Below are 23645 nucleotides of genomic sequence, written 5' to 3' on the forward strand. Positions count from 1 at the left end.
CCTTCGTAAATTTTGTCATACAAAAAACTGCACCTCCAATTGTTAGACTGTGTCTAACAATTGGGGTGCAGTTCAGAATCTTGGCTTTTTTATTACTCTTTCGGAGCAATCATTTTTTTCGGATCGACAATTTCATTAAATTGTTCTTCTGTTAGTAGTCCAGATTGCAGTGCTGCTTCTTTTAACGTTAACCCTTCTTTATGAGCATGCTTCGCAATTTTCGCTGCATTTTCATATCCGATATGCGGGTTTAATGCTGTAACAAGCATTAATGAACGATTCACATTCTCTTTAATTACTTCTTCATCTGCTTCAATACCAACTGCACAATTATCATTAAATGAAACAATTGCATCCGCTAATAGATGAGCAGATTGTAAGAAGTTATATGCAATAACAGGTTTAAATACATTTAATTCAAAATTACCTTGGCTCGCTGCAAATCCGATTGTTGCGTCATTTCCCATTACTTGCGCTACAACCATCGTTAACGCTTCACTTTGCGTTGGATTTACTTTACCTGGCATAATAGAACTTCCTGGCTCATTTGCCGGAATAATAATTTCTCCTAGACCACTACGCGGACCACTTGCAAGCCAGCGCACATCGTTAGCGATTTTCATTAAATCAGCTGCTAATGCTTTTAATGCACCATGCGTATATACAACTTCATCATGACTTGTTAATGCGTGGAACTTATTTGGTGCAGTAATAAATTGCTTACCTGTAAATTGGCTAATTTCCTCTGACACCATCTCCCCAAACTTAGGATGAGCATTAATACCTGTTCCAACTGCAGTACCACCAATTGCAAGCTCTTTCATATATGTATTGCTCTCTGCAATCATACGCTCTGTTTTTTCAAGCATACGGTGCCATCCGCTAATTTCTTGCCCTAATGTTAACGGTGTTGCATCTTGTAAGTGTGTACGACCAATTTTTATAATATGTTCAAATGCAGTTACTTTTTCTGCTAGCGTTTCTTTTAATTTCGTAATTGCTGGTAATACGTGATTTTCCACTGCAATTACACATGCTACATGAAGCGCCGTTGGGAATGTATCATTTGAACTTTGAGACATGTTCACATCATCATTCGGATGAATATGTACGTCAGATTCCTTCTCTTTCAAAATTTGATTCCCTCGATTTGCAATTACTTCATTCACATTCATGTTTGACTGTGTACCGCTACCAGTTTGCCATACGACAAGTGGAAAATGTTCATTCCATTTCCCTGCAATCACTTCGTCAGCTGCTGCCACAATTGCTTCTGCTTTTTCTTCTGATAGCTTTCCTAATTTTTGATTACTAAGTGCTGCACTTTTCTTTAAAATGGCAAATGCTTTTACAATTTCAAGCGGCATTTGCTCTGTTCCAATTGGGAAGTTTTCTTTACTACGTTGCGTTTGTGCTGCCCATAATTTATCAGCTGGAACTTTTATTTCTCCTATTGTATCTCTTTCAATTCTGTACTCCATTTTTTCATCCCCTTGAAAATAAAATACCTACATTTCTCATTTTAACAGAATCTCACCCAAATGATAAGAATTCTCACTCGTATATATAAAAAAAATACCTCCTGCCATCGCAGAAGGTATTTTTTTATGATGCTTGCTTTCCTTTTTCAACGTCATCTACATACCAAATGAACTTGCCTGTGTATCCGTAAATAACTGCTAAAATTAATGAAACAAAGCTTAACCACATAAACGGAACGTATGAGAACGTTGCTACACCTAAAATACCAGCCATAAAAATACCATTATCCGACCACGGAACCATACCAGAAGTTAACGTTCCACCTACTTCTGAGTTACGCGCTAATACACGTCGGTCTATTTTTAATTTATCATAGCTATCTTCCATAATTTTCGGTGTTAAAATTAGTGATACGTACATCGCACAACCAAATATATTCGCTAAGAATGCTACGATTAATGTAGACAATGTTACATTACCTGCAGAATTTAATTTCTTCTCAAATTTAGATACGATTACTTTTAAAACTCCTAGTTTTTCAAGTAATCCACCAAATCCTAAACCGAAAATAATAACGGCTACTGAGCCAAGCATACCGTTAATTCCACCACGGTTTAATAACTTGTCAACAAATTCAACACCAGATTGAATTGAGAATCCATTATACGCTGTTCCAATCGCCTCTCCAAAGTTCATTCCTTGGAAAAGAGTTGCCCAAATTGCACCAATTAAAGCTCCCATTGCAATTGTTGGCATAGACGGTTTCTTCATCGCTAATAGAGCGATAACAACGACCGCCGGAACAAGCATCCATATTTTAATATCAAATTCCTTTAATAAAGCTTCTTTTAAAAACTCTACTCGATTCAAATCTACATTATCGCCGCCATACATCCAACCAGCTACAGTAAACATAATGCTAGTAATAATATAAGCCGGAACATCTAATACGAGCATAGCTCGAACGTGAGCAATAACGTCTACTTTTGCCATAGACGCTGCAAGAACTGTACTATCAGAAAGTGGTGATAATTTATCGCCGAAATAAGCTCCTGAAAGAACTGCACCAGCAACAAGCGGAAGTGGTAAGCCAAGTCCTTCACCAATCGCCATCATAGCAATACCTGCTGTTCCTACTGTTCCCCATGATGTTCCTGTTGCGATAGAAGTAATTGAACAAATAATTAATGTTGCTAATAGGAATATGCTAGGGTGAATAAACTCTAATCCATAATAGATTAATGTTGGTACTACGCCACCAGCAATCCAAGTTCCAATTAAAGCACCTACCGCAACTAAAATCAGTATTGCTTCTAATCCGTTAGAAATCCCTTTCGTAATTGCATCTTGCAATTCTTGATAACGAAATCCTAATCTTAATCCAAGCGCAATTACTAAAAACCATGAAATAAATAGCGCTAATTGAATTGGGAGATCAAAAATCGTTTGGAAGGAAAAGACAACAGCAAGAAATAGTAATAAAAGAACTATGATTTCTAGCATCGATGGTAATCTTACACTTTTCATTTTTTTCTCTCCTTACAAGTCGATAACATGACGTATGTCGTCTTACATGTATGTAATATACAATTAGCGAAGACAAAACAAAATTTTCATATTATTTCGATTTATTTTTCCAGTATAATATAACACCTTTTCTATTGTAAAAGTAGATGTTACTTTTCGCAATGGAAAATATAAAAAATGTTACATTTTTATATAGAACAATCCAAAAATAACTTTTTTAATATTTGCCACAACAAAACTTTTTACTATTATCCTCCCCTTTTAAGGAATACCATTTTTCTCCACAAAAAAGCACACATCATTAAAATGATGCATGCTCTACTTTTATTTATACATATTTTGTATTTCTTCTTTATTTTTAAGTATTTCCACAAACTGATTGCTACAGCCTTTCGGAAATAACACTCCGAGCCCATAGGAATGCTCAAACTGAAAATGAGGGTACTTCGCCTTGACCTCATCCCAAAATTTATACACACCGAAGTTTCGATCTTTCACCTCAATATCATGAAATAACACAATACCGTTATTCGCAAGTTTCGGTAGCCATGTTTTATAGTCATGAGAAACTGCTTCATACGTATGATAGCCATCAATATGCAACAAATTTATCGTTCCATCTTGAAACTGATCCACGGCCTCATCAAAAGTAGACCGAATTAAATTCCCTATTTGAGGATAACTCGTGCTCACGAATTTACTCACTATTTGAAAAACACCTTCTCCATATGGACCTGTGTGCTCATCTCCTGCCCAAGTATCTACAGCAAAGCATTTTGTAGATAATCCTTCATCTTTTACCCCTTGGCAAAAACTGAAAAAAGAAGCTCCTAAATGTGTACCTAACTCAACTAATATTTCTGGCTTTTCAAATCTTACTAAATCATAAGCGAAGTTTAAATGTCCCACCCAAGCAGAATTCATACGAATATATGGATTGTATTGATCAAATTCAAATGTTGGTTTATGAGTAACCCAGCTCATCACATTTCTCCTTCTACACATATTTTTAACAAACCAAATTACTCTTATCTTTATTTTTTTATCCTCTTGATTATGATTTATTTTTATAATTTTATCTCGCTTTATTTCACCTCCTCACTTGTATCGTAAACATAACTGGAACTACTAAAATTCCTACCTTCTAACACAGAAATTTCAGTTTATTTTTTATTCATTTCGTGATATATTGCATATTGTATCCGAAACGAATTTGTAGAAAAGGAGAATGAAAACTATATGGATCCAAATCGTTTAAAAGGAATCATAATGGTTGTAATTGGTGCTTGTTTATGGGGATTGTCCGGAACAGCTGCACAACAACTTTTTCAATATGAAAATGTTTCTACTGAATGGTTAGTTACAATTCGATTGCTTATATCTGGCGTTATCTTGCTCCTTATTTCATCATTCGGAAAGAGAAAAAAAGAAATATTCTGCATATGGAAACAAAGATCTGATGCTACTAAAATGATATTGTTTGGCCTATTCGGTATGCTTGCTGTACAGTACACGTACTTCGCTTCTATTAAAGAAGGGAATGCTGCCGTCGCAACATTATTACAATATTTAGCTCCTATATTTATTACTGTATACTTACTTTTCAAGTGGAACGTTCGGCCATCAAAAATTGATTTCATTTCCATTACCCTTTCATTAGTAGGCACTTTTCTCTTACTAACAAATGGGTCTGTTCATAACTTGGCTGTTTCTACACCGGCTATTATTTGGGGTATTTTATCTGGATTATCTCTTGCTTTTTATAGTTTATATTCAAAGGGATTACTAGAAAGATGGTCTTCCTCTGTCATCGTTGGATGGGGCATGATTATTGGGGGTATTGGCGTTACGATTCTACACTTTATTTCTACAAACGAATTCATTTTATTATCGACTATGAAATATGTAAAACTAAGTACCCTACCGCTCATCACATTTGTCGTCATTTTCGGAACACTGATTGCATTTTATTTATACTTAGACAGCATACGATACCTGACTCCGAAAGAAACGACATTATTCGGTTGTACTGAACCACTCGCAGCTATTATTTCTTCTGTACTTATATTACACGTACCCTTTCAATCTTTTCAGTTATTAGGGGCTTTTTGTGTCATTGTAATGGTGCTCATCTTAAGCCAAAAACCGGATGAAGGGAAACAGGAATTAAAGTTTGTTCATGAGAAAAAAGAAAATATACAATGAAAGGATTGAATTCACTATGCCTATCCCTCAAAATTATAAAAAACAAGGAAGAGTTTCGGCAAAATCACTCGTTTTAAATCAACTACAAGATTGGATTATTGAAGGTGTACTGCAGCCTGATGAAAAAATTAATGATGGGGAATTGGCTGAAGCACTAGGAGTAAGCAGAACACCTGTAAGAGAAGCACTTCAAATATTAGAGCTTTCTGGATTAGTGGAAATGGTACCTGGGCAAAAAACAAAAATTGCTCCTATTAAGTTAGACGACATTCCTATCATTTATGAAACGATGGCTGGTCTTCACTCTATTATAGGAAAGCAAGCACTTCAAAACATTACAGACGCTGATCTGAAACTACTTTCTGAAATAAACGCTGATTTTCAGCGCTCTATAGAGAAGAAAAACGCAAAACAAGCTTTAAAACTAGATATACAATTTCACAATACAATTTCTTCTATTGCTAAAAACCAATATATTGAACCCTTTCTAGAAAATATGCAACTTCACGTTTTACGCCTTGAATATTTGTTTTTCCAAAACTTTGTTCCAGCAAGTCAATCTATTGAAGAACATCACTCTATCATTCAAGCATTGCAAAAGCAGGACGAAAAACAAATGGAACAACTGATGTCTCAAAACTGGCTCCGTCCAATGAAAGAAATATCAAAAATAATTTCTACGAAATAATAATAGAGCTGGTTACACAAAATCGTAACCAGCTCACCTTTTACTAATCTATATAGTTATGCCTGAATATCTGCATATTCTTCCATATCTTCGTACTCTTTTTCCAATTCCTCTAAAGACAGCTCGTATAATTGTCGGTCGCGAATTTTAAACACACCTGCTCCAATTAACTCATCAATTAAATGCCTCTTACGATTTTCAACAGCAAAACGGAGTTGACTACTCATCTTTTAAAAAACTCCTTTCTACAATCATTGAAAATGATAATCTTTATCAATTATCATTTTTGATTATAAAAGATGACTCTTTATAAGTAAAGTAATTTCATGAAATATTTACCTTACAAAGTATTTGTGGCCACATTATATATATGTATGCCGTGCGAAAAATGTTATGACACATTTTCTTATCCTTTTTCTTTCATACTTTGCAAGTTGTCTCAATATGATTAAATTCACCATCTATTTCTACTTGAATAGTGACATGTTCTACATGAAACTTCTCCTTTAATACATCCGTAGCCTCTTTTAATACATTTTGCGTTTCATCACCTTTAATAATCAAATGGCAAGTTAATACTTGAAAATCAGATGTGACAGACCATATGTGCAAATCATGAACTTCTTTTACAACCGTAATATTTAATAATGTACTTTTTACCTCTTCAACATTTATGTGCTGGGGTGCACCTTCCATTAATATATGGACGGTATCACGTGTTACACGCCATCCACTAATAATGACTAAAATAGACACAAGAATACTAGCAATCGCATCAGCAACAGTCCATCCGAAAAATTTAATACATAGCGCTGCAATAATCGCTCCGACTGATCCTAATAGATCGCCTAATACGTGTAGGAAAGCACTTCTTAAATTCAAGTTACCCTTCACATCTCCGCCTCTCATTAATATCCAAGCTGATAAAATATTAATAAGCAGACCAAGTACAGCAATAATGAGCATCCCATTACTAGCAATCTCAACTGGTTCTTTAAAACGGCGAATTGCTTCAATAAAAATGTATACTGAAATGACAATAAGAACGACACCGTTACATAATGCCGCTAACATTTCGACTCGCTTATACCCGTATGTTTTCGCAGCTGTTGCTGTTTTTTCTCCGAGCTTGAACGCAAGTAAACTTAATGCTAAGGATACTGCATCACTTAACATATGCCCCGCATCAGATAGTAGTGCTAAACTATTTGTTACAAATCCCCCAATCACCTCAGCAATCATAAAACTTGTCGTTAATACGAAAGCAATTAGTAACGCCTTTTTATTGTTAGAATGACCGTGATCATGTGAATGCCCCATACCAATACTCCTTTAAGTGCAATATCTGTACATTAGTATGAAACAAACTCCCCGTCTTTATCCCGTATTAACTGCCCGTAAACGCCCGCTTCCTCTGTATACACACTTCGCTTCTTTTTAAATAAGTCCTTTTTCTCAACAAAAAATAAGACTACTTCTTTTTCAGCTTCATATTGTTTACTAATGAAAGAATTTTTAAGGAGGTTACTAAAATGAAACGTTTATTTCTCTGTATGGAACGTGAACTAGTTGTAGTGAAAGAACAATATGGTAACTATGAAACAACGTATCACTTACAAAATATGCAACCTACCTGTATCGCAGTTGATCCATTCCAAAAGAATCGTGTATATTGCGGCACATTTGGACGAGGTTTATGGCTAAGTGACGATGGCGGTGATTCGTGGAAACCGATTGGAGATTCATATCGTTACTTTGATTTCCCTAAAGAAGATGGTATTTTACACTCTTCGATAACTTCTATTACGATAAGTCCTAATGAACAAGTTAACGGCTATGGCGTCGTTTATGTCGGCTCAGAACCGAGCGCTTTATTCCGTTCTGAAAATGGTGGTGAAACGTGGACTGAACTTAAAAATATGAAATCATTATTATCTTCTTATACGTGGGCTTTTCCGCCTAGACCTTTTACCCATCATGTACGCTGGATTACAGTTGATCCAAACAATCCAAATACAATCCATGTTTCAATTGAAGCTGGTGCTGTTATTCAAAGTAATGATAGAGGGCATACTTGGATTGATAAAAAATTCGGTGCTCCTATCGATGCGCATCAATTGCTTATGCACCCTGAAGCTCCAAATCGCCTTTATGCATCATGTGGTGATGGTTTTATGGGCGGACCTGATCGCGCATACCTTGAAAGTTATAACAGTGGAAACAGCTGGATCTCATGCAGTGAAGGACTTGAACACCATTATTTATACAGCATGGCTATCGATCCGGCTGATTGTGATACAATTCTCGTTTCTGCCGCACCGAGTGCTGACCTCGCTCATCAACATATTCCTTATGAATCTTATATTTATCGTAAAACGAAAGATACTCCTTTCGAGCAAGTACAACAAGGTCTACCATCTGCAATCGGTACAGTCATTTCGATGTTTGCGACAAATCCAGCAGAACCACATACATTTTACACTTTAAATAACAACGGCGTGTTTCAATCCAATGATAGCGGCGAATCGTGGGAACAACTAAACATTCCGTGGAAAGATGAGTATAAAACGCAGCATCCGCATGCATTGCTCGTAACTAATTCTTAACGAAAAAAGACTGCCTAATGGTTTTAGGCAGTCTCTTTTTTATTTCTTTAAGTCAATTACAATATCATCTAACGCAATACCCTTATTGCCTCCCAATCTTCGAGGCACAAAACGCTCCTTTACTTCTCCTCCAACTATTGTTACCGAGCCATAATTTTCAGGAGTGTGAATTCTTAAATTAATGTAAGGCGTTATTATTAACTTAGTCGCATTCTCATTAAGTTGTTGGAATGTTTCACTCCAATTAAAATTATAAGGATCTTCACCTGAGCCTCCATTTCCTTCTCCATAATACTGATTACCTATATCATCTCTCACTTTTAAATCAACATCCACTCCATCCCATACACCTCTTATTTCTTGAGCTACTTCTTGGTTGTAATATAGAATAAACGACATGGGTGTTATTTCCATTCTCTCCATATTAACTTTTACACCGTCTTTTTCTGCACTACCTCTAATCAATTTCTCTTTATTTTCTATTCCTTTTAGATTAATATTAAAATTCCAATCTCCTTTTATCTCTTCTTCTGTTTCTAAAATGTTTATACTTTGTATACTCCATTCAACATTCACTGTAGTTCCTTTATTACTAACTAGATCACTACTTGTTTTTATTAAACCTTCATATTTCCTATCAGCGACCTTAATAATTTCATTGCTTCCTGATTGGGCACCTGCTCCTTTAATAGTTAAAAAATCCAACGTACTTGGATTTTTACCTAAATCTCTGTTACTTTCTATAGAATAGTTTATTGATACTGTCTTACCATCGAAAATCGCATTATTAATCGTTATCTTAATTCCATTGCTTTCTTTTGTCATATTTAGTACTGTGGCGTATTGTTGATAATTATTATGAAGCCCCGTTTTCTTCTCTGCGTCCGCTTTATAATTTTCATATAACCCTGTTCTACCATTATCTAAAAATCGGAATATGTCACCTACAATTGGCAATCCCCCGGCATATGTAGGAAACCCGATACCAAGCGTTGCAACTGATAACCCTACTAAAATAGATGCAGCAGCAACACCTTTTTTCCAACTTTTCATCTTTTTCTTCGTACGTATCGATTGTTTTACATTACGTTTCACTTTTTCTTTTTCAATTTCAGAAGCCTCAATTTCCTCAATTTCTTTTTCATCTATATCAATATCATTTAATAGTTCATAAATGTCTTTCATATTGCACTACCTCCAAAACTAATTTTCGTAGCATTTTGTTGTAGTTTCTTTTTTCCACGGTACACACGATTATCGATCGCTGCCCGAGTTAACCCTAACTTATCTCCTATTTCTTCTGTCTTCATACCGAGAAGATATTTCATAATGAACACCTTTTGATCTAACGGTTCTAATTGATTAATAAGCTTCAATAACTCTTCCCTATCTTCCATAACGATTAATTCATCTTCCGCTGACTTTTCCGTACTAATATGAAACTCATCTGAAATAATTTCTACTTTTCTAGTCGCTTTCCGGTAATAATCAATCGCTTTAAATTTCGCAATCGCCGCTATCCATTTTTTAAAGTCACTCGGCTCTCCATGAAATTTATTTGCGTTATTCCAAATGGAAAGAAATATATCGTTTACACATTCCTCTATTAATCCATCATTTTGAACCGGAAGAAGGATTTTATGCGTTATTCCTTTTATAAGTGGTAAATATGTATCGACAACGAATTCTAGCGCATCTTCTTTTTGCCGTTGTAATCTTTTTATAAAATTTTTCTCATTTGATTTCATGTAGCGATTCCCCTTATTTTTTTGTAAAAGCTTTTACACCCTATATAACGTCTTACAAAATATTTTCTCTCATCTTTTTTATTTTTTGTATGTTATGGAATACTTTCCCTACGCCATTGTCTCACATAACTATGTATTACAAGAAAATTTTCTCAAGTCTGCAATTTAATTCATGTAGTACACTATTTATATAGTCATTCTTTAACTTGGTGTACATTTTACTCCGCATTAACGGGCAATAAATCCCACCTCAAAATTGGGCGAATGCGAGGAAGTTAGGTGGGAGATAACTGTCCGTAAAAGCCCGATTGGTTCAACTAATAATCAGTGGGGGATGGAACCCCCCCCACTGATTAAAGTTTCACTTTATTTCATTAATCTACTTTTCAACATTTTAAACTAGGAGATGAGATGTGTATGTGTGGAATTACAGGCTGGGTAAATTGGAATAAGGATCTTTCCAATGAACATGTTATTTTAGAAAAGATGGCAAATAGTATCCAGCATCGCGGTCCGGATGCTGAAGGATTTTGGTTTTCACCTCGTGCGGCCTTTGCACACCGTCGGTTAATCGTAATTGATCCAGAAGGCGGGACACAACCAAAAACATTTCGTGCTGGTGATTATACGTATGCTCTTACTTATAATGGAGAAATTTATAATTTCCGTGAACTGAGAGAGCAACTTCAACAATGTGGTCATGCATTTGAAACGCATTCAGATACAGAAGTATTACTACATGCTTATTTAGAATGGAAAGAAGATTGCGTACAACATTTAAATGGTATTTTTGCCTTTGCAATATGGGATGATCAAAAGCAACAATTATTTTTAGCACGTGATCATTTAGGCGTAAAGCCACTCTTTTATACAGAAAGAAATGACAGTATTATTTTCGGATCCGAAATAAAAGCGCTATTAGCCCATCCATCTGTCCCTGCTGAAATTGATGCAGATGGCATAAACGAAATATTTGGATTAGGATTATTTCGAACTCCAGGATGTGGCGTCTTTAAACATATTCAAGAAGTACGTGCTGGACATTCTATAACGTTTACACGTGATAAAAAAGTAGTTAAGAAATATTGGAATTTAGAAAGTAAAGTTCATACAGACTCTACTGAAGATACATCATCACATATTTTATCTATTTTACAAGATACAGTAAAAAGACAATTAATTGCCGATGTTCCTCTCGTTTGTATGTTATCAGGAGGATTAGATTCTAGCGGTATTACTGCACTAGCGGGTAAAGAGTTTGCAGCGGAAAATAAAACACTTCATACGTATTCCGTTGACTTTGTAAATAGTGCAAAAGATTTCGAGCTGACATTTGCTCGCACTGGTTTAGACGCTCCTTGGGTAAAACGTGTTTCCGAACATGTAGGGACATCTCATCATGACATTATTGTGAATGCTGAAGAATTAGCAAATCACTTATTCGTCCCTCTCCGTGCAAAAGATTTACCGAGTGCTGGCGAAATGGAAACTTCACTATATTTACTATTTTTCGAAATGAAAAAAGATGCAACTGTAGCTTTATCCGGCGAATCTGCTGATGAAGTATTCGGTGGGTACCCTTGGTTTCATCAAGAGGATTTACTATTTGTCGATAAATTTCCTTGGCTAACAAATTGGAAAAACACTTCCCCTCTTCTACTAAATGAAGTAAATAACCAATGCAACTTAGAAAACTATATTGATACACGCTTCCAAGAAGCGATTCTTGAAGTACCTACTCTTGAAGGGGAAAGTAAAAAATCCGCGAAACAACGCCAAATGTTTTATTTATTTTTAACGAGATTTCTCCCGTTCTTACTTGATCGTAAAGATCGTATGAGTATGGCTGTAGGCTTTGAAGTACGTGTACCGTTTTGCGATTATAGATTAGTTGAATATTTATGGAACGTTCCTTTCAATATAAAAAGCATTGATAATATTGAAAAAGGCATTTTACGTAGAGCACTGCAACCTGCTTTACCTGACGATGTACGCAATAGAAGAAAAAGTGCTTATCCAACTTCACAAGATCCACATTATTTACAAACAATCCGTCATTTATCACTCGACTTGTGCAGTAATAAAAACAATCCTATTTTCTCACTTATTAATCATTCCACATTACTTGCCATTGCCGATGAAAGCAATAAAGAAATTAACAATTTTGAAGCAAGAAGTGCTATGGAATATATGCTACAAGTAAATGAATGGTTGAAAACGTATCATATTCATATTGCTTAACAAAAAGGAGTTCAAGGATAAAAACCTTGAACTCCTTTTATATTAATTAGCGCATTTTTTATTTTCAGTATCAATGGACCATCCAATAATTGTGGCACAATCTCTACCTTTCCACTGCAGTACATTTGTTAATACTGGCTCAATCTGTAAGCAACTTCCGTCGTGCAATATTTCTACTAAAGATTGATCATCATCAAATTTTCGTTTATCACACTCTAAAATACCGTCCGTTGCCATTACAATGTGATTCATTCCTTTTTCTAATCCTCTGACACCTGATGTAAAGCAAGGTGTATTTGCAGCAAAAATATTTTTCCTACCAATATATTCGTAATTCTTCCGTTTATTTAACCGCCCTTTACCATTCTTCGTTTTTTCAGAATGGAATAAATATGCGAAGCAATCACCAACTGATAGCCAATATAAAAATTCGCCTTTTCGCAAACAAATTAAGCATGCAAGTTCCTCATCATCTTGATCACATTTTTCAATAAACAATTCATCTGTAAATAACGCTAATAAGTACATATGCGTATGATGAAAAGCTAAATGTATCGGGTAAGAAAATAACTCTTTTAGTTTCTCTTTTCTTGCTGAAATTGCTTCTATTATATAATCAATATTTTTTGTTTTGTGGTGTGTATCAAAAATCATAACAAATTCAAATTGTAATTCAGGATCCCACCAAGCAAGTACCGCATCTCCTCGTTCATATGCATCACTCTCTTGATTTCCCCCATATACGCCGACTGAAAGAGGACCACATTTTTCAACATGTATTTCATCTACATACATCTGTTCATGACTCATCCATTTGAATGTATTCACAGCTATCATCCTCTCTCTTGCTAAATGTATACCTTTACACATAGATTACCTTATATTTCAATAAAAATAAACTTTTTCAACATTTTTTATCCAAATAAAAGGATTTTATTTCTATGTTCACGAATATATCTTACTATACGATATAAAAATAGGGGGATTTATTATTATGAAAGACATCAATCAACATTGGGAGAGCATTTATTATCACTTACGATATGAGTATGAGGACAACCTTTCTCACCAAGCCATTCGTATTTTACAACTCATTTCTCGTGAGAAAGATATAACAATTGGAAAAGTCGCTACTGAGCTTAGTCTCTCTCATAACACAGCATCAGAACACGTAAAGCGCCTTATTCAAAAAGGATTTATCATGAAAGAAAGAAATAAACAAGATGAAAGGGTCGTAAACCTTACTTTAACGAAAGAAGGCATTGAAATATTAGAAAAGCATACTTTACTAGATAAAGAAAAGATAAAAATATTAGAATCACAGTTATCAAAAGAAGAACAACAATTAATTGAAAAAGCCTTTTCTTTATTAGCGAAGGAGACAAAATATGCATTTCCTCGTTAAAGTAATCGTTTCTGCACTTATTATTGGCGTTATTACTGAAGTCGCTAAACATTATAGTACGATAGGCGGCTTTATTGCTGCCCTTCCTCTTGTAAGTTTACTAAGCCTATTTTGGATTTCTTTAGAAGGCGGGAACAAACAAGAATTAAGTCAATTTGCTATAGGCGTATTATATGGATTTCCTGCATCCGCACTACTACTATTTATCGTCTATATTGGTCTAAAAAACTCATTTTCACTTAGTACATCTGTCCTGTTTGGTATAGGTGTTTGGTGTATCGTTTTTGCTTGTCAAAAATTATTTCAAGCTTAGTTAGGAGGGTTTATTATTTATAAATTTGTAGAGGTATTGGAGCAAACTATAGAAGTATATACAAAAGGAAGTAGTAAACAAACGGTAGTTATTCAGACCGGAATGGGTTGCTCATTTTATGATTGGCTCCCTATTATAGAAAAACTTTCACAACATTTTACAGTCATTTCATACCATCGCCCAGGTTACGGAAAAAGTGAACTAGGAAATTATTCGCGTACTACAAGACAAGCGACAAACGAACTTCATATGTTACTACATGAACTTGCTATTCACGAGCCTATCATTTTAATCGGTCATTCCTATGGAGGCTTATGTGCACAACATTTTGCGATGTTACATGAAGATAAGCTGCAAGCACTTATTTTAGTTGATTCTACTTCTATGAACTTACACCGATTAGATGAACTGCATTTACCAATTTCTGATCAAACGGATTCGGATGATATGTGGCTTCAAAAATATAATACATACTCCAAAATGGATATAGACATGCTTAATAATGAACTAAAACCTATACTCGTTGATCAATCAAGACAGTACATTGAATTTTCTACCTCCCCTCTATTATATAAAGCGACAGCTTCTGAACTATGTGCGTGGAAAAATTGTGCTCGCTTAATAAAAGAGTTATATAAAACATTAGAAACACCTTTAATCGTTATTGGTAGGGACCCTCAATATTCTATTACTCAGTTGACTGAGGATGGCATGCCAAAAGAGGAAGCAACCCAACTAGAAACAATGTGGCAAGAACTGATTCATGAACAATTACAACTCTCAATAAATAGCCAATATATACTTGCCGAACATGCTGGTCACGGAATTGAAAATACTCGACCAGATATTATTATTGAAGCAATTCACTCCTTGCAAATAAAAAAAGGAAGCAACTAACGCTGCTTCCTTACTTATCTATTCATAATCTTCTTCATCATCGATTTCTTCATAATACGAATTCCCATTACTTACATATATAGGGCCATTCGCAACGTCAATACGTAATACCCATGCCCATGGCACAGCTAAACGCTTATGTATTGCTCGCCAAAAGCTCATTGATTTTCTTTCGTACTCCTGGAACTCCTGAAGTAACTCTTTGTAGGAGGAACCGTCTAACTGAATATTTGCTTCTAACAAACGAGAATGGGCATAGTACTGCAGCTCTAGTTCAGCAGCAATTTCCATTTCTTCTTCCGTTGCCATACCAATAATTGCTCCATCTGCTGGTACAATTTCAAATACGTTCTGAACTTCAATAAGCCCTTCTTTCTCTTTCTCAAACATGTAAACAGCCTCCTTTAACACATATTTTTTATGTTACAAAGTCATACTTCTACAATAACTTCTCCCTTTCCTCTTTTTTTGATAAACTTTTACAAATTATTTATCTGATAATCTGTAGACTGTATTCTTTCAGCAGAACTGAAACAATTATTATCAAAAGTTAATTTATACACGTCAGGCATATGAAGGGTTTTCCAAAACTGAAAATCATATTTCGAATCAAAATAATTCATTAGTAATACCATAATATTCCCATGAGTACCTATTACAATATTCTTACCTTTATATTTTTTTAATATACTTTGCATACATATTACAGCACGTCTTTGCGCTACATCATTTGATTCTCCGCCTTCGTATGCAAAAGTCCAATCTTCCCATACCTTCTGAAGAGCATCATTAAAATCCTGTACTGGTTCTTTACTTAATAGCCTTTCCCGTAAATCTTCTTCCAGTTGTATTGATAAATTATATGTATTCGCAATTCCTTGCACAGTTTGCATTGCCCTTTTGTACGGACTAGAAATCACAACATCAATATGTTTATCTTTTAATAAGCGTGTTACATGCTGCGTATCTAACAAACCTTTTTCAGATAAAGGCCTTTCCCGTTCTTCTTTTGTATATGTAGAGTGGGCATGGCGACCAAAATATATTGTCGTCATTCATTCATCCCCCTTTTCTATTTCTATCCAAATTCAATACATTACCATCAAATCCCTTTACCTTTATAATAAGTGCTGTCAAATTTGAATGTTGATTTTCATATTAATAAAAGGGAAACACCTCTATGGTATTTCCCTCATTTAAAATAGACTACATGCAATTAAATACTTTATCAATTTTATTTCTGTCGTATTCTAATATCCAATCATTATATGTATGATAAATATCTCTAATTGTATTAAGAGAGGTAGCTAATACATCACAACCCCTATCATCATAAACGTGAAATATAGTATTCTTGTTAATATTTATGAAATACACCCTATGAAAAATACGCGGTTTTATTCCCATATCTTGATTACAAATTGCTTTTAGCATAGGAATGTATTTCAAGTCTGAAACTTTACATTTCAAAGTATATCTATGAGTTTTATATACCCCGTCTTCATCGTCTTCTGGAAAAATATAAGGGATTGTATTTTTCTGTAACTTAAACAAATCGGACTTCTCTTTTACATACTTAGAAAAGATATTCAATTTGTGTTTGAAAATTTCACCGTCTGCATAGTCATTTACATCCACTACGATATAAATATCATCTTCTGTTGCATGTAAAGACTGAAATAAAGTAATCGCTCTATTATAAACGCCTTCTAAATATGGGCAGTTTTCATAAATGTTATTGCAAGCATAGTTCACACCTAATCTAAAGCGAATACCAATATCCCCATTATAAAATAGAGGTGGTCTAAGTTCTAAATTTGGAAACGTTTCAAGCATATACTCATTCAACCTCATCTCAACACCTATCTTTAATAACACCTTGTTTACATAATAAAATTATTCTATTATAATTTATTTTTGAATTCCTCACTTGTTATAATGTCTCGAATAAAATAATCTACATTATTTCTCAGCTTTTGATATGCAACTTGATCTTCTATATCGTTAAACATAATGACAACTTCTACTTTATTCCCTTTCTTATCTGTAGTATACAAGCTTTTTGTCAATACGAATGCGGTAGAACCACCTTTTTGACCAGCATATTCGAACTTACTATTTTTAACTGTTCCTTTGAAAATGTTCTCGATTTCTTCTTGCATTGATTTTGGAAAATAATTTCTACTATTTATTTTTTCCATTATACTCATATAATCTTTAGCGTTTGCACTCACTAATCGATCTGACCAAATTCGCTGAAATTCCATATCTACCTTTAATGGAATATCCCGTTTTTTCCATTCTTCTTCATCTTTCATCCATTCATGAATTTGTAATACATGTTTATTATACTCATCCTTTGACATGTTACGTATCATTTCTAATGATTGATTTTCTGGCTCATGAAGCTCTTTTTCTACATACCCTCTCATATATAGTGAAGCAGTATACGAAGAGAATTTGTCATGACTAGTAAGCTCTAATTCTTTTATACTTTCATTTACCCTTTCTATTCCAAGCTTATCTAACAAATATGTTGTATTGGCATTAGAACTATAATGAATCATCCCTTTAGCGACTTCTTCTAAAGCGATCTGTCCATTTTTCACTAACTCTCTCGCTTTGGCATCTTCTAACCAGTCAGGATGCGCTCCACCATCAGTGTTTTTAACGTAATATTTTTCTAACTCCTGCAATGAAATTTGTTCATCCCGACTTATTTTTCCTTCTGACACTTGCTTAGCAAATTCAACTGCTATTACAATTTTGGCCATACTCGCTAATGGCAATTTTACATCTTCATTTATAGATGTTACTACTTCCCCATTTTTTCTAATTAGTAATGAACATGTTTTATCACCTTTATGCTCTTTTATGTACTGTAATACGTAATTAGGATCTTCTTTTGACAAATAGTACTTCATAATAAAAAAGAAAGCTATAGCGGCTACTATAATAATTCCTGCAACAATTCCTATAATCTTTAATATGTTCACAATATGCCCCCCTTTACTAAGTTCCCTACTATATAATTATAACGAATCTAATTACAAAATTATACAAAACAGAGTAACTCTTCCTAAAAAAGAAAGAGTTACTCTATTTCACATGATGTTATTTGTCCATTTAACGTAACGACTATATTTGAGTCGCCACTTTCTTTAGCACCTTTTAGTCGATTGGAGTTAGGAGGACCAATTACAACTGACTCCTTAATTGGCGAGAGGTCCTTTCCTAACTTTTCCGCACTTACACCGTATGCAGCTTGAAATACTTCTGGCGGTGTTAATCTAAGTATGTCTGATCCTTCTGCTGTTTCAAACTGATCGTTATTGAAGAACAAATGTAATTGTACTTCTTCTGTTACCGCTGTGATCCAATGCCACCATCCCATTGGAATAAAGACGGTTTGCCCCGCTTTTACATGATAATTTTGCAATTGATTCGTTTCCGGATTTAAGATAGATGTAATCGCTTCTCCTGATACAACAACATCTAATTCCCACGCATTCGGATGCCAATGTGGTTCCCGCATGTGCCCTTTTGTCATAAATAAATCGACAAACGCTCCACCGATCATTGCTGGTAACTGCGTTGACGTAACTTCATAGGCAACGTTTTTCTCATCTCTTTTAAAAAAGATGTTTTTTCTCGAATCAAAGAAAAGGTTTGGAGTTCCTGAACTTTTCTTTAAATTTTTATTATCTGGAACATAACCTGAACTACTCATTTTATCCCTCTTTTCCACTCCGAACATTTCTAGTTTCACACTGTATCGTATGGAAAAAATGTATGAATGTGCCTATCATTCACATAACAAAAAAACATGCCTTCATAAGGAGAGCATGCTTTGTGATATTCTTCACATTATTTAGTTAAAAAATAAATTTTTTACTTACCATGATGTAACATTAAATCACTAAGTTCTTCTTCAATGTGATTTAATTTCGCAACGCCTTCTTTCCATTTATGAATATAACGTGAAACCCCAACGATAAATAAAATGATAATTGTGGAAAGAATAATACCATACACGATTGTTACAGTACTCATAGTTACACTTCCTTATAATTAGTAATGTGGTTATTAGTTATATTTTTATTATAAACCTTTTTCTCTTATAATACTTCGATTTCAACTTTTTGTAACAAAATTGATTTTTCTAATATTTCATTCGTAAAAATGGCATATTTTTCACAAATTATACAAAACTTCACCATATGTACTATTACCATATGAGTTATATTATTTAATAGGAAAAAGGGGATGATATACTATGACGACTTGGTTTATTGTTATGTTAGTTGTATTTGGGGCATTTAAAATTATCGTTTCGAGCCTTCCTAACACTGTTATTGAATCCATTATTAGCAAGTACGAAACACATCCGCAACTTGAAGAAGAGAATGCGACTGTTACAATCAATGGAAATAACTTAGAAGGCGAACAAAAATCCAAAATTATTCATGATTTTAACGAAGGCTTATTTTTAGATCGCTATTATGCACCGCCACACAATGAGGGTACGCCTTTAATTATCAATGCAAAACGTGGCAAAAAAGATTTTACATTTTATATTTATAGTCATGAAGAGCATGTTGATGTTGTAAAGCAACATAAAAAGAAGGTCGTTGCTTATAGTTTACGCTCTAAAAACCTTCAAAATAATGATATGTTCGTGTCAGCTGATTTAGCTTAATACCCATATATAAAAGGAATCCATGACATATGGATTCCTTTTTACTATTCACTGAAAAATAAGTTCTGTCTTCAAACTATCTTTCGGTAACAGCCATCCTTTTTGATCTAAGCTCTGTATTAATAATTCTCTTTGTTCTTTTGCAATACTTTCCTCTTTTGTTTTAAACGATACTTCTATTACGAAATCATCTTCTATTTTCCCTGTATTACTTAGTGGCCAAACTTCAATATTCGTTTTAATATTTTCAAATTCAGCTGTATACCGTTTCATTAATACAGGACCGTAAATACGAGAATTGTTGAGCATTTCTTCTCCCCAATTCGTATACAACCATTTGTTCATTTTCCCTGGCAACTTTTCTATTAACATGTTTTGAGCATCTCGTTCGTTTGGTAAATCAAGTACTCCATACCCTTTAGCACTGTAGCTTTTCTTATTTGAAATACTTAACGTTTTCTTCTCAAATCCCCAATCTATTTCTGCCTCATAGTTATCAGTTTTACTATCAAATCCATCCTTTTTAGCCACTTCTAGTGCATCTTGAATTACACCATTTTGAATGGGATATCTTTTTTTATATGTTAGCTCAAAATCTTTACTAAATTCTTTCTTTCGAATTCTCGCAAACCAACCTTCATTACTTAAATTTTTATTTGCCGTATCTAAAAATTGCACTTGTATTCTTTCATAATTTGTACCAGCCTTGAAATATTCTAGTACCTCTTGATTTATCTCTTTGTTATAACCTAATACTTGTTCTGGTTTTAATAATAATTTCACTTCAAAACTAGGTGTCATCGGACTGGCAGCAAACCCTTCCTTAACGTTATAAAGGAAACAACAAAAGAAAATGCTTACGAATACAAATACTTTTTTCATATACCTATCCCCTTTACATTTCAAATGACTTCTATACGTTCCATAGTAAGTGAATGTACATTTTCATACCCTGCCGTGCTAAGCTTTTTCTGTAATCGATCCGTATCCTCTTTCAAAGCGTGTACTAACACCGTATGTTCTGGTAATAGTGTATTTAACATTGCCTTAACGTCACTTATACTTTGATGAACTTTATAAGGAACTCGCTTCACCCTACATTCTTTATTTACACGTTCTTTCATAACCTTTTCTGCAAAACTCCCTTTAGCAATATGTCCTGTAAATATAATGGAATTTCGTTCTTCATATCGCAGTTGTTCATAATATAACTGCGCTCGTTTCGTTTGCATATTCGCATCACTCATTACAACTATTCCATAACTATTTTGCGTACCGATGTCATGATCCATAGCGATTATGTTTCTTTTTAAACTCTCCATAAGCCCTTCAAGTTCTTCATTATTTTTGAGCCAATCTTTATATGCGAACATCTCCTCAAATCCATGCAAAATTTCTTGATCTACTATAATGGGAAGTTCTTTATATTTTTTATACAAATACAATACGATATCTTGCGCCCTACCAAGCGGTGGCAACGGTAGTAATGCTATTCCTTTCTTTTGCGCAACTCCCTCAATTTCTGTACATAGTTCGTTTACTCGTTCATGTTGCGAAACATCATCAGTATGATAAGCTGCATCAACAATTGCGACTTTTATATCAGCGCGCAAATTCTCAGGTAAATTAGCTCGTAGTATGTTAGACTCTGCTGAGTAATCGCCAGAATAAAATACATATGTATGACTCATGTCCACTAAAAACCAAACAGCCCCCAATACATGCCCACTATACCCCCATTGAAAACGCAATGTAGGTGTAATCTGTATCCATTCATTCGGATTACTAATTTCATCAATATATACATAATTTAAATCTTTAACATTTTGGTCGTTATAAGGTACATTCCATCCTTGCGTCAAATTATAGTTTCTCCATTTTTCATAATAAACGGGAAGTTGCTCCTTCGTATAACGAGTCGTCCAAATTTTTTTCTTATATCCATACTTCGCTAATAAAGGTAAGCCCATCGTATGATCTTCATGAATATGTGATAAAAATACTGCATCTAAAAACGGTACAACTTCCCTCTCTATTTTTGGATAACTATCCTCATATGATCGATTAATACCACAATCAAATACTATTTTCGTCTCTTTATTTTTTACGAAGTAGCAAGAACGACCGTATTCTCCCGCTCCTCCCCATACTTCTATCCTCATCATGCTACCCCTTTTCGTTTTTGCTCCATATGTTGCAGAAGTAATAAACATATTGTTGTAAGTCCAACTGAAACGACAGCCATTGCCATGCCAATAGATACTTCTCCTTGTTCAAATTGAGCAAAAATAAATGTTGCTGAAGTTTCTACTGATGGAGGCAGTACGAGAAGGGATGCTACTAACTCTCTTATCGAGATTGTAAATGTCATCGCCCACCCAGCAAGAACTCCCGGGATAATAAGAGGTAATATTATTTTTCTAAAAATATAAATATAATTTCCAGAAAAAATACTTCCTGCCTGTACTAGAGAATCATCAATTTGCACGAGCGATGCTTTTACATATTGCACCGTATAAGGTAAAAAAAGAACAACGTACGTTACGATAACCATGACTGGCGTATTGTAAATTGACATGGGCATATAGGGTGAATTCCAAAATAAAATAAGCCCTACAACCATCACGATTCCTGGTACCATATTCGGTAACATACCGCACATATCAAGCCATTTTTCAGAAGAGTTTTTCCCCTTTCGAATCATAAGCGCCAAAAACACTCCAATAGTAGCAGCAATAATCGCTGTTATAAGTGAAAAAAGAAAACTGTTCCATAAAGCCTCTAATCCTGGAGATCCAATTGTAAACAATGCTTCATAATGGCTCGTTGTAAAGTTGTTTATATGTAAGCCACCGCCTCTTAATTTTGATAATGAAGCAATCATTATAGAAAAATACGGGATTCCAATTGATACGATTAATAAACCAATTACATAGCCCCATGCTACAATGCGTGTAAATATAGACAAAGTATACCTTTTAGACTTCACACCTTTTCCACTAACCATTGCATATGAATACTTTCGATTCAATACATTTTACATATACCAAATGAGCATACACGCACTAAGTAATAAAGAAGATAATGCTGTTGCACTACTAAAATCAATCGGCCAACTCGAAATAAATTTATGAATCTCTGATGTTAACACATGAAATCCTATTCTTCGTCCGAATGTAGCCGGTGTTCCAAATTCAGCGATCGTCTTTACGAAAATGAGTAAAGCACCCATTACATAACTTGATACTAATAGCGGCAATATTATTTTTCGTAAACGATAGAAAAAGTTTCCACCATGAACTGCTGCCGCTTCTTCTTTACTACTTCCAATTTGAAGTAACGTGTTTTTCAACATGAAGTAAAGAAATGGGAATAAATGCAGACTCATAATTAAAACCATACCACCTAAACTAAAAAACGAAGATGAAATCGTCTTTAGCATCGGAAAAAACTGTTCGAAATAGCCGTTCGGTTGCATGAACAAAATCCAGCCCATCGATCCAATATACGGCGGAGTCATAAATGGAATCATAAAAATAATATCCAATTTACTATACTTTCCAACATCTGTTTTGCTCATAATGAACGCCAATGGAAATGCAAATACGGTTGCTCCTATTACTACGAGTACACCTAGAAGCATCGAGTTTAGAAAAATCCCAGCTAATCCACCACTCTGCATCACTTCAAAAGGCTTTAAAAAATTCCAACTACTATTTTCATATACGCTAGAAAATAAAATGAGGAAAAGCGGAATGACGATTAACATCGCCACAAGTAATAACGCTACCGTCATTCCAACTTGTCTTACTGATACGAATCGATTTACCATGT

Annotated in this window: 25 protein-coding genes and 1 pseudogene; 8 read left to right on the forward strand and 18 right to left on the reverse strand. The window is 34.5% G+C overall.

What is annotated here, in order from left to right; translation table 11 throughout:
- Positions 1 to 92: 92 nt before the first annotated feature.
- From fumC to JDS99_RS25665, 3 genes are all read right to left on the reverse strand, one after another.
- Positions 93 to 1481 carry a class II fumarate hydratase gene (gene fumC / locus JDS99_RS25655; RefSeq protein ID WP_060489807.1) on the reverse strand — a complete coding sequence of 463 codons (1389 nt, stop codon included), beginning with the start codon at positions 1479 to 1481 and terminating at the stop codon, positions 93 to 95.
- A 124-nt stretch (positions 1482 to 1605) separates the two neighbouring features.
- Positions 1606 to 3009, reverse strand: coding sequence for a Na+/H+ antiporter NhaC (nhaC, locus tag JDS99_RS25660; RefSeq protein ID WP_087980097.1), 1404 nt, complete (start codon positions 3007 to 3009; stop codon positions 1606 to 1608).
- A gap of 324 nt (positions 3010 to 3333) precedes the next feature.
- Positions 3334 to 3993: a class I SAM-dependent methyltransferase gene (locus tag JDS99_RS25665; protein ID WP_088062945.1), complete on the reverse strand. Its 660-nt coding sequence runs from the start codon at positions 3991 to 3993 to the stop codon at positions 3334 to 3336.
- A 255-nt stretch (positions 3994 to 4248) separates the two neighbouring features.
- Here JDS99_RS25665 and JDS99_RS25670 point away from each other — a divergent pair, with 255 nt between their 5' ends.
- Both JDS99_RS25670 and JDS99_RS25675 read left to right on the forward strand, forming a co-directional pair.
- On the forward strand, positions 4249 to 5214 hold the full coding sequence (locus JDS99_RS25670) for a DMT family transporter (RefSeq protein WP_199695951.1): 966 nt from the start codon (positions 4249 to 4251) through the stop codon (positions 5212 to 5214).
- 16 nt (positions 5215 to 5230) lie between these two features.
- Positions 5231 to 5902: a GntR family transcriptional regulator gene (locus JDS99_RS25675; RefSeq protein WP_199695952.1), complete on the forward strand. Its 672-nt coding sequence runs from the start codon at positions 5231 to 5233 to the stop codon at positions 5900 to 5902.
- 56 nt (positions 5903 to 5958) lie between these two features.
- Here JDS99_RS25675 and fbpA read toward each other — a convergent pair whose 3' ends face one another.
- Together fbpA and JDS99_RS25685 are read right to left on the reverse strand one after the other, a co-directional pair.
- Positions 5959 to 6129 carry a Fur-regulated basic protein FbpA gene (gene fbpA, locus JDS99_RS25680; protein WP_000098304.1) on the reverse strand — a complete coding sequence of 57 codons (171 nt, stop codon included), beginning with the start codon at positions 6127 to 6129 and terminating at the stop codon, positions 5959 to 5961.
- Positions 6130 to 6322: 193 nt separating this feature from the next.
- Positions 6323 to 7222, reverse strand: a complete 900-nt coding sequence (locus JDS99_RS25685) for a cation diffusion facilitator family transporter (protein ID WP_088062943.1) — start codon at positions 7220 to 7222, stop codon at positions 6323 to 6325.
- 212 nt (positions 7223 to 7434) lie between these two features.
- Here JDS99_RS25685 and JDS99_RS25690 point away from each other — a divergent pair, with 212 nt between their 5' ends.
- Entirely contained in the window at positions 7435 to 8508 is a 1074-nt protein-coding gene (locus JDS99_RS25690; RefSeq protein WP_199695953.1) for a WD40/YVTN/BNR-like repeat-containing protein, read from the forward strand.
- A 39-nt stretch (positions 8509 to 8547) separates the two neighbouring features.
- Here the strand turns inward: JDS99_RS25690 and JDS99_RS25695 are convergent, their stop codons facing one another.
- Complete coding sequence (locus tag JDS99_RS25695; protein WP_088062941.1) at positions 8548 to 9693, reverse strand: DUF4179 domain-containing protein; 1146 nt, start codon at positions 9691 to 9693, stop codon at positions 8548 to 8550.
- Complete coding sequence (locus JDS99_RS25700; RefSeq protein ID WP_088062940.1) at positions 9690 to 10256, reverse strand: sigma-70 family RNA polymerase sigma factor; 567 nt, start codon at positions 10254 to 10256, stop codon at positions 9690 to 9692. Before JDS99_RS25700 ends, JDS99_RS25695 begins: the two co-directional genes overlap by 4 nt.
- 417 nt (positions 10257 to 10673) lie before the next feature.
- Between JDS99_RS25700 and asnB the strand changes: the two genes are divergently transcribed.
- Positions 10674 to 12497, forward strand: a complete 1824-nt coding sequence (gene asnB / locus JDS99_RS25705) for an asparagine synthase (glutamine-hydrolyzing) (RefSeq protein WP_199695954.1) — start codon at positions 10674 to 10676, stop codon at positions 12495 to 12497.
- A gap of 42 nt (positions 12498 to 12539) precedes the next feature.
- Here asnB and JDS99_RS25710 read toward each other — a convergent pair whose 3' ends face one another.
- The gene (locus JDS99_RS25710; RefSeq protein WP_088062938.1) at positions 12540 to 13367 is read right to left on the reverse strand and encodes a PP2C family serine/threonine-protein phosphatase; all 828 of its coding nucleotides are present in this window, start codon (positions 13365 to 13367) and stop codon (positions 12540 to 12542) included.
- A 124-nt stretch (positions 13368 to 13491) separates the two neighbouring features.
- Between JDS99_RS25710 and JDS99_RS25715 the strand changes: the two genes are divergently transcribed.
- The 3 genes from JDS99_RS25715 to JDS99_RS25725 are packed head-to-tail and all read left to right on the forward strand — an operon-like array spanning position 13492 to position 15112.
- Positions 13492 to 13902, forward strand: a complete 411-nt coding sequence (locus tag JDS99_RS25715; RefSeq protein ID WP_199695955.1) for a MarR family winged helix-turn-helix transcriptional regulator — start codon at positions 13492 to 13494, stop codon at positions 13900 to 13902.
- A complete protein-coding gene (locus tag JDS99_RS25720; protein WP_000545644.1) occupies positions 13886 to 14215 on the forward strand; it encodes a DUF3147 family protein in 330 nt (109 codons plus the stop codon). Before JDS99_RS25715 ends, JDS99_RS25720 begins: the two co-directional genes overlap by 17 nt.
- Before the next feature lie 36 nt (positions 14216 to 14251).
- Positions 14252 to 15112, forward strand: a complete 861-nt coding sequence (locus JDS99_RS25725; protein WP_199695956.1) for an alpha/beta hydrolase — start codon at positions 14252 to 14254, stop codon at positions 15110 to 15112.
- Between the two features lie 18 nt (positions 15113 to 15130).
- On the opposite strand, the gene JDS99_RS25730 is transcribed toward JDS99_RS25725, so the two are convergent.
- From JDS99_RS25730 to JDS99_RS25760, 7 genes are all read right to left on the reverse strand, one after another.
- Positions 15131 to 15502, reverse strand: a complete 372-nt coding sequence (locus tag JDS99_RS25730; RefSeq protein ID WP_046959012.1) for a hypothetical protein — start codon at positions 15500 to 15502, stop codon at positions 15131 to 15133.
- An 89-nt stretch (positions 15503 to 15591) separates the two neighbouring features.
- The gene (locus JDS99_RS25735; protein WP_199695957.1) at positions 15592 to 16167 is read right to left on the reverse strand and encodes a histidine phosphatase family protein; all 576 of its coding nucleotides are present in this window, start codon (positions 16165 to 16167) and stop codon (positions 15592 to 15594) included.
- 151 nt (positions 16168 to 16318) lie between these two features.
- Positions 16319 to 16966 carry a DUF3885 domain-containing protein gene (locus tag JDS99_RS25740; RefSeq protein WP_199695958.1) on the reverse strand — a complete coding sequence of 216 codons (648 nt, stop codon included), beginning with the start codon at positions 16964 to 16966 and terminating at the stop codon, positions 16319 to 16321.
- A gap of 50 nt (positions 16967 to 17016) precedes the next feature.
- Entirely contained in the window at positions 17017 to 18108 is a 1092-nt protein-coding gene (locus JDS99_RS25745) for a serine hydrolase (protein ID WP_088062932.1), read from the reverse strand.
- A 98-nt stretch (positions 18109 to 18206) separates the two neighbouring features.
- Positions 18207 to 18842 (reverse strand): cupin domain-containing protein, encoded by a 636-nt coding sequence (locus JDS99_RS25750; protein ID WP_199695959.1) that lies wholly within the window; start codon positions 18840 to 18842, stop codon positions 18207 to 18209.
- A 161-nt stretch (positions 18843 to 19003) separates the two neighbouring features.
- On the reverse strand, positions 19004 to 19165 hold the full coding sequence (locus tag JDS99_RS25755) for a peptidase (protein ID WP_087983163.1): 162 nt from the start codon (positions 19163 to 19165) through the stop codon (positions 19004 to 19006).
- Between the two features lie 65 nt (positions 19166 to 19230).
- Positions 19231 to 19347 carry a multidrug transporter MatE gene (locus JDS99_RS25760; RefSeq protein WP_147787984.1) on the reverse strand — a complete coding sequence of 39 codons (117 nt, stop codon included), beginning with the start codon at positions 19345 to 19347 and terminating at the stop codon, positions 19231 to 19233.
- 41 nt (positions 19348 to 19388) lie between these two features.
- On the opposite strand from JDS99_RS25760, the gene JDS99_RS25765 reads away from it, so the two are divergent.
- The gene (locus tag JDS99_RS25765; RefSeq protein WP_073529983.1) at positions 19389 to 19811 is read left to right on the forward strand and encodes a YfmQ family protein; all 423 of its coding nucleotides are present in this window, start codon (positions 19389 to 19391) and stop codon (positions 19809 to 19811) included.
- A gap of 48 nt (positions 19812 to 19859) precedes the next feature.
- Here JDS99_RS25765 and JDS99_RS25770 read toward each other — a convergent pair whose 3' ends face one another.
- The 3 genes and pseudogenes from JDS99_RS25770 to JDS99_RS25780 form a co-directional block, all read right to left on the reverse strand.
- Positions 19860 to 20693: a hypothetical protein gene (locus JDS99_RS25770; protein ID WP_147787983.1), complete on the reverse strand. Its 834-nt coding sequence runs from the start codon at positions 20691 to 20693 to the stop codon at positions 19860 to 19862.
- Positions 20694 to 20713: 20 nt separating this feature from the next.
- Positions 20714 to 21976 carry an MBL fold metallo-hydrolase gene (locus JDS99_RS25775; protein ID WP_142291710.1) on the reverse strand — a complete coding sequence of 421 codons (1263 nt, stop codon included), beginning with the start codon at positions 21974 to 21976 and terminating at the stop codon, positions 20714 to 20716.
- Positions 21973 to 23643 (reverse strand): annotated as a pseudogene (locus JDS99_RS25780) (ABC transporter permease). The gene JDS99_RS25775 and the pseudogene JDS99_RS25780 overlap by 4 nt, the downstream one beginning before the upstream one ends.
- Positions 23644 to 23645 lie beyond the last annotated feature (2 nt).

The organism is Bacillus cereus group sp. N6, assembly GCF_016483705.1.
Classification (GTDB): Bacteria; Bacillota; Bacilli; order Bacillales; family Bacillaceae_G; genus Bacillus_A; species Bacillus_A wiedmannii.

Coding starts and splice junctions, on each gene's coding strand:
- fumC (WP_060489807.1), bottom strand. CDS start 1,481: ATGGAGTACAGAATTGAAAGAGATACAATAGGAGAAATAAAAGTTCCA.
- nhaC (WP_087980097.1), bottom strand. CDS start 3,009: ATGAAAAGTGTAAGATTACCATCGATGCTAGAAATCATAGTTCTTTTA.
- JDS99_RS25665 (WP_088062945.1), bottom strand. CDS start 3,993: ATGAGCTGGGTTACTCATAAACCAACATTTGAATTTGATCAATACAAT.
- JDS99_RS25670 (WP_199695951.1), top strand. CDS start 4,249: ATGGATCCAAATCGTTTAAAAGGAATCATAATGGTTGTAATTGGTGCT.
- JDS99_RS25675 (WP_199695952.1), top strand. CDS start 5,231: ATGCCTATCCCTCAAAATTATAAAAAACAAGGAAGAGTTTCGGCAAAA.
- fbpA (WP_000098304.1), bottom strand. CDS start 6,129: ATGAGTAGTCAACTCCGTTTTGCTGTTGAAAATCGTAAGAGGCATTTA.
- JDS99_RS25685 (WP_088062943.1), bottom strand. CDS start 7,222: ATGGGGCATTCACATGATCACGGTCATTCTAACAATAAAAAGGCGTTA.
- JDS99_RS25690 (WP_199695953.1), top strand. CDS start 7,435: ATGAAACGTTTATTTCTCTGTATGGAACGTGAACTAGTTGTAGTGAAA.
- JDS99_RS25695 (WP_088062941.1), bottom strand. CDS start 9,693: ATGAAAGACATTTATGAACTATTAAATGATATTGATATAGATGAAAAA.
- JDS99_RS25700 (WP_088062940.1), bottom strand. CDS start 10,256: ATGAAATCAAATGAGAAAAATTTTATAAAAAGATTACAACGGCAAAAA.
- asnB (WP_199695954.1), top strand. CDS start 10,674: ATGTGTGGAATTACAGGCTGGGTAAATTGGAATAAGGATCTTTCCAAT.
- JDS99_RS25710 (WP_088062938.1), bottom strand. CDS start 13,367: ATGTGTAAAGGTATACATTTAGCAAGAGAGAGGATGATAGCTGTGAAT.
- JDS99_RS25715 (WP_199695955.1), top strand. CDS start 13,492: ATGAAAGACATCAATCAACATTGGGAGAGCATTTATTATCACTTACGA.
- JDS99_RS25720 (WP_000545644.1), top strand. CDS start 13,886: ATGCATTTCCTCGTTAAAGTAATCGTTTCTGCACTTATTATTGGCGTT.
- JDS99_RS25730 (WP_046959012.1), bottom strand. CDS start 15,502: ATGTTTGAGAAAGAGAAAGAAGGGCTTATTGAAGTTCAGAACGTATTT.
- JDS99_RS25735 (WP_199695957.1), bottom strand. CDS start 16,167: ATGACGACAATATATTTTGGTCGCCATGCCCACTCTACATATACAAAA.
- JDS99_RS25740 (WP_199695958.1), bottom strand. CDS start 16,966: ATGAGGTTGAATGAGTATATGCTTGAAACGTTTCCAAATTTAGAACTT.
- JDS99_RS25750 (WP_199695959.1), bottom strand. CDS start 18,842: ATGAGTAGTTCAGGTTATGTTCCAGATAATAAAAATTTAAAGAAAAGT.
- JDS99_RS25755 (WP_087983163.1), bottom strand. CDS start 19,165: ATGAGTACTGTAACAATCGTGTATGGTATTATTCTTTCCACAATTATC.
- JDS99_RS25760 (WP_147787984.1), bottom strand. CDS start 19,347: ATGGTAATAGTACATATGGTGAAGTTTTGTATAATTTGTGAAAAATAT.
- JDS99_RS25765 (WP_073529983.1), top strand. CDS start 19,389: ATGACGACTTGGTTTATTGTTATGTTAGTTGTATTTGGGGCATTTAAA.
- JDS99_RS25770 (WP_147787983.1), bottom strand. CDS start 20,693: ATGAAAAAAGTATTTGTATTCGTAAGCATTTTCTTTTGTTGTTTCCTT.
- JDS99_RS25775 (WP_142291710.1), bottom strand. CDS start 21,976: ATGATGAGGATAGAAGTATGGGGAGGAGCGGGAGAATACGGTCGTTCT.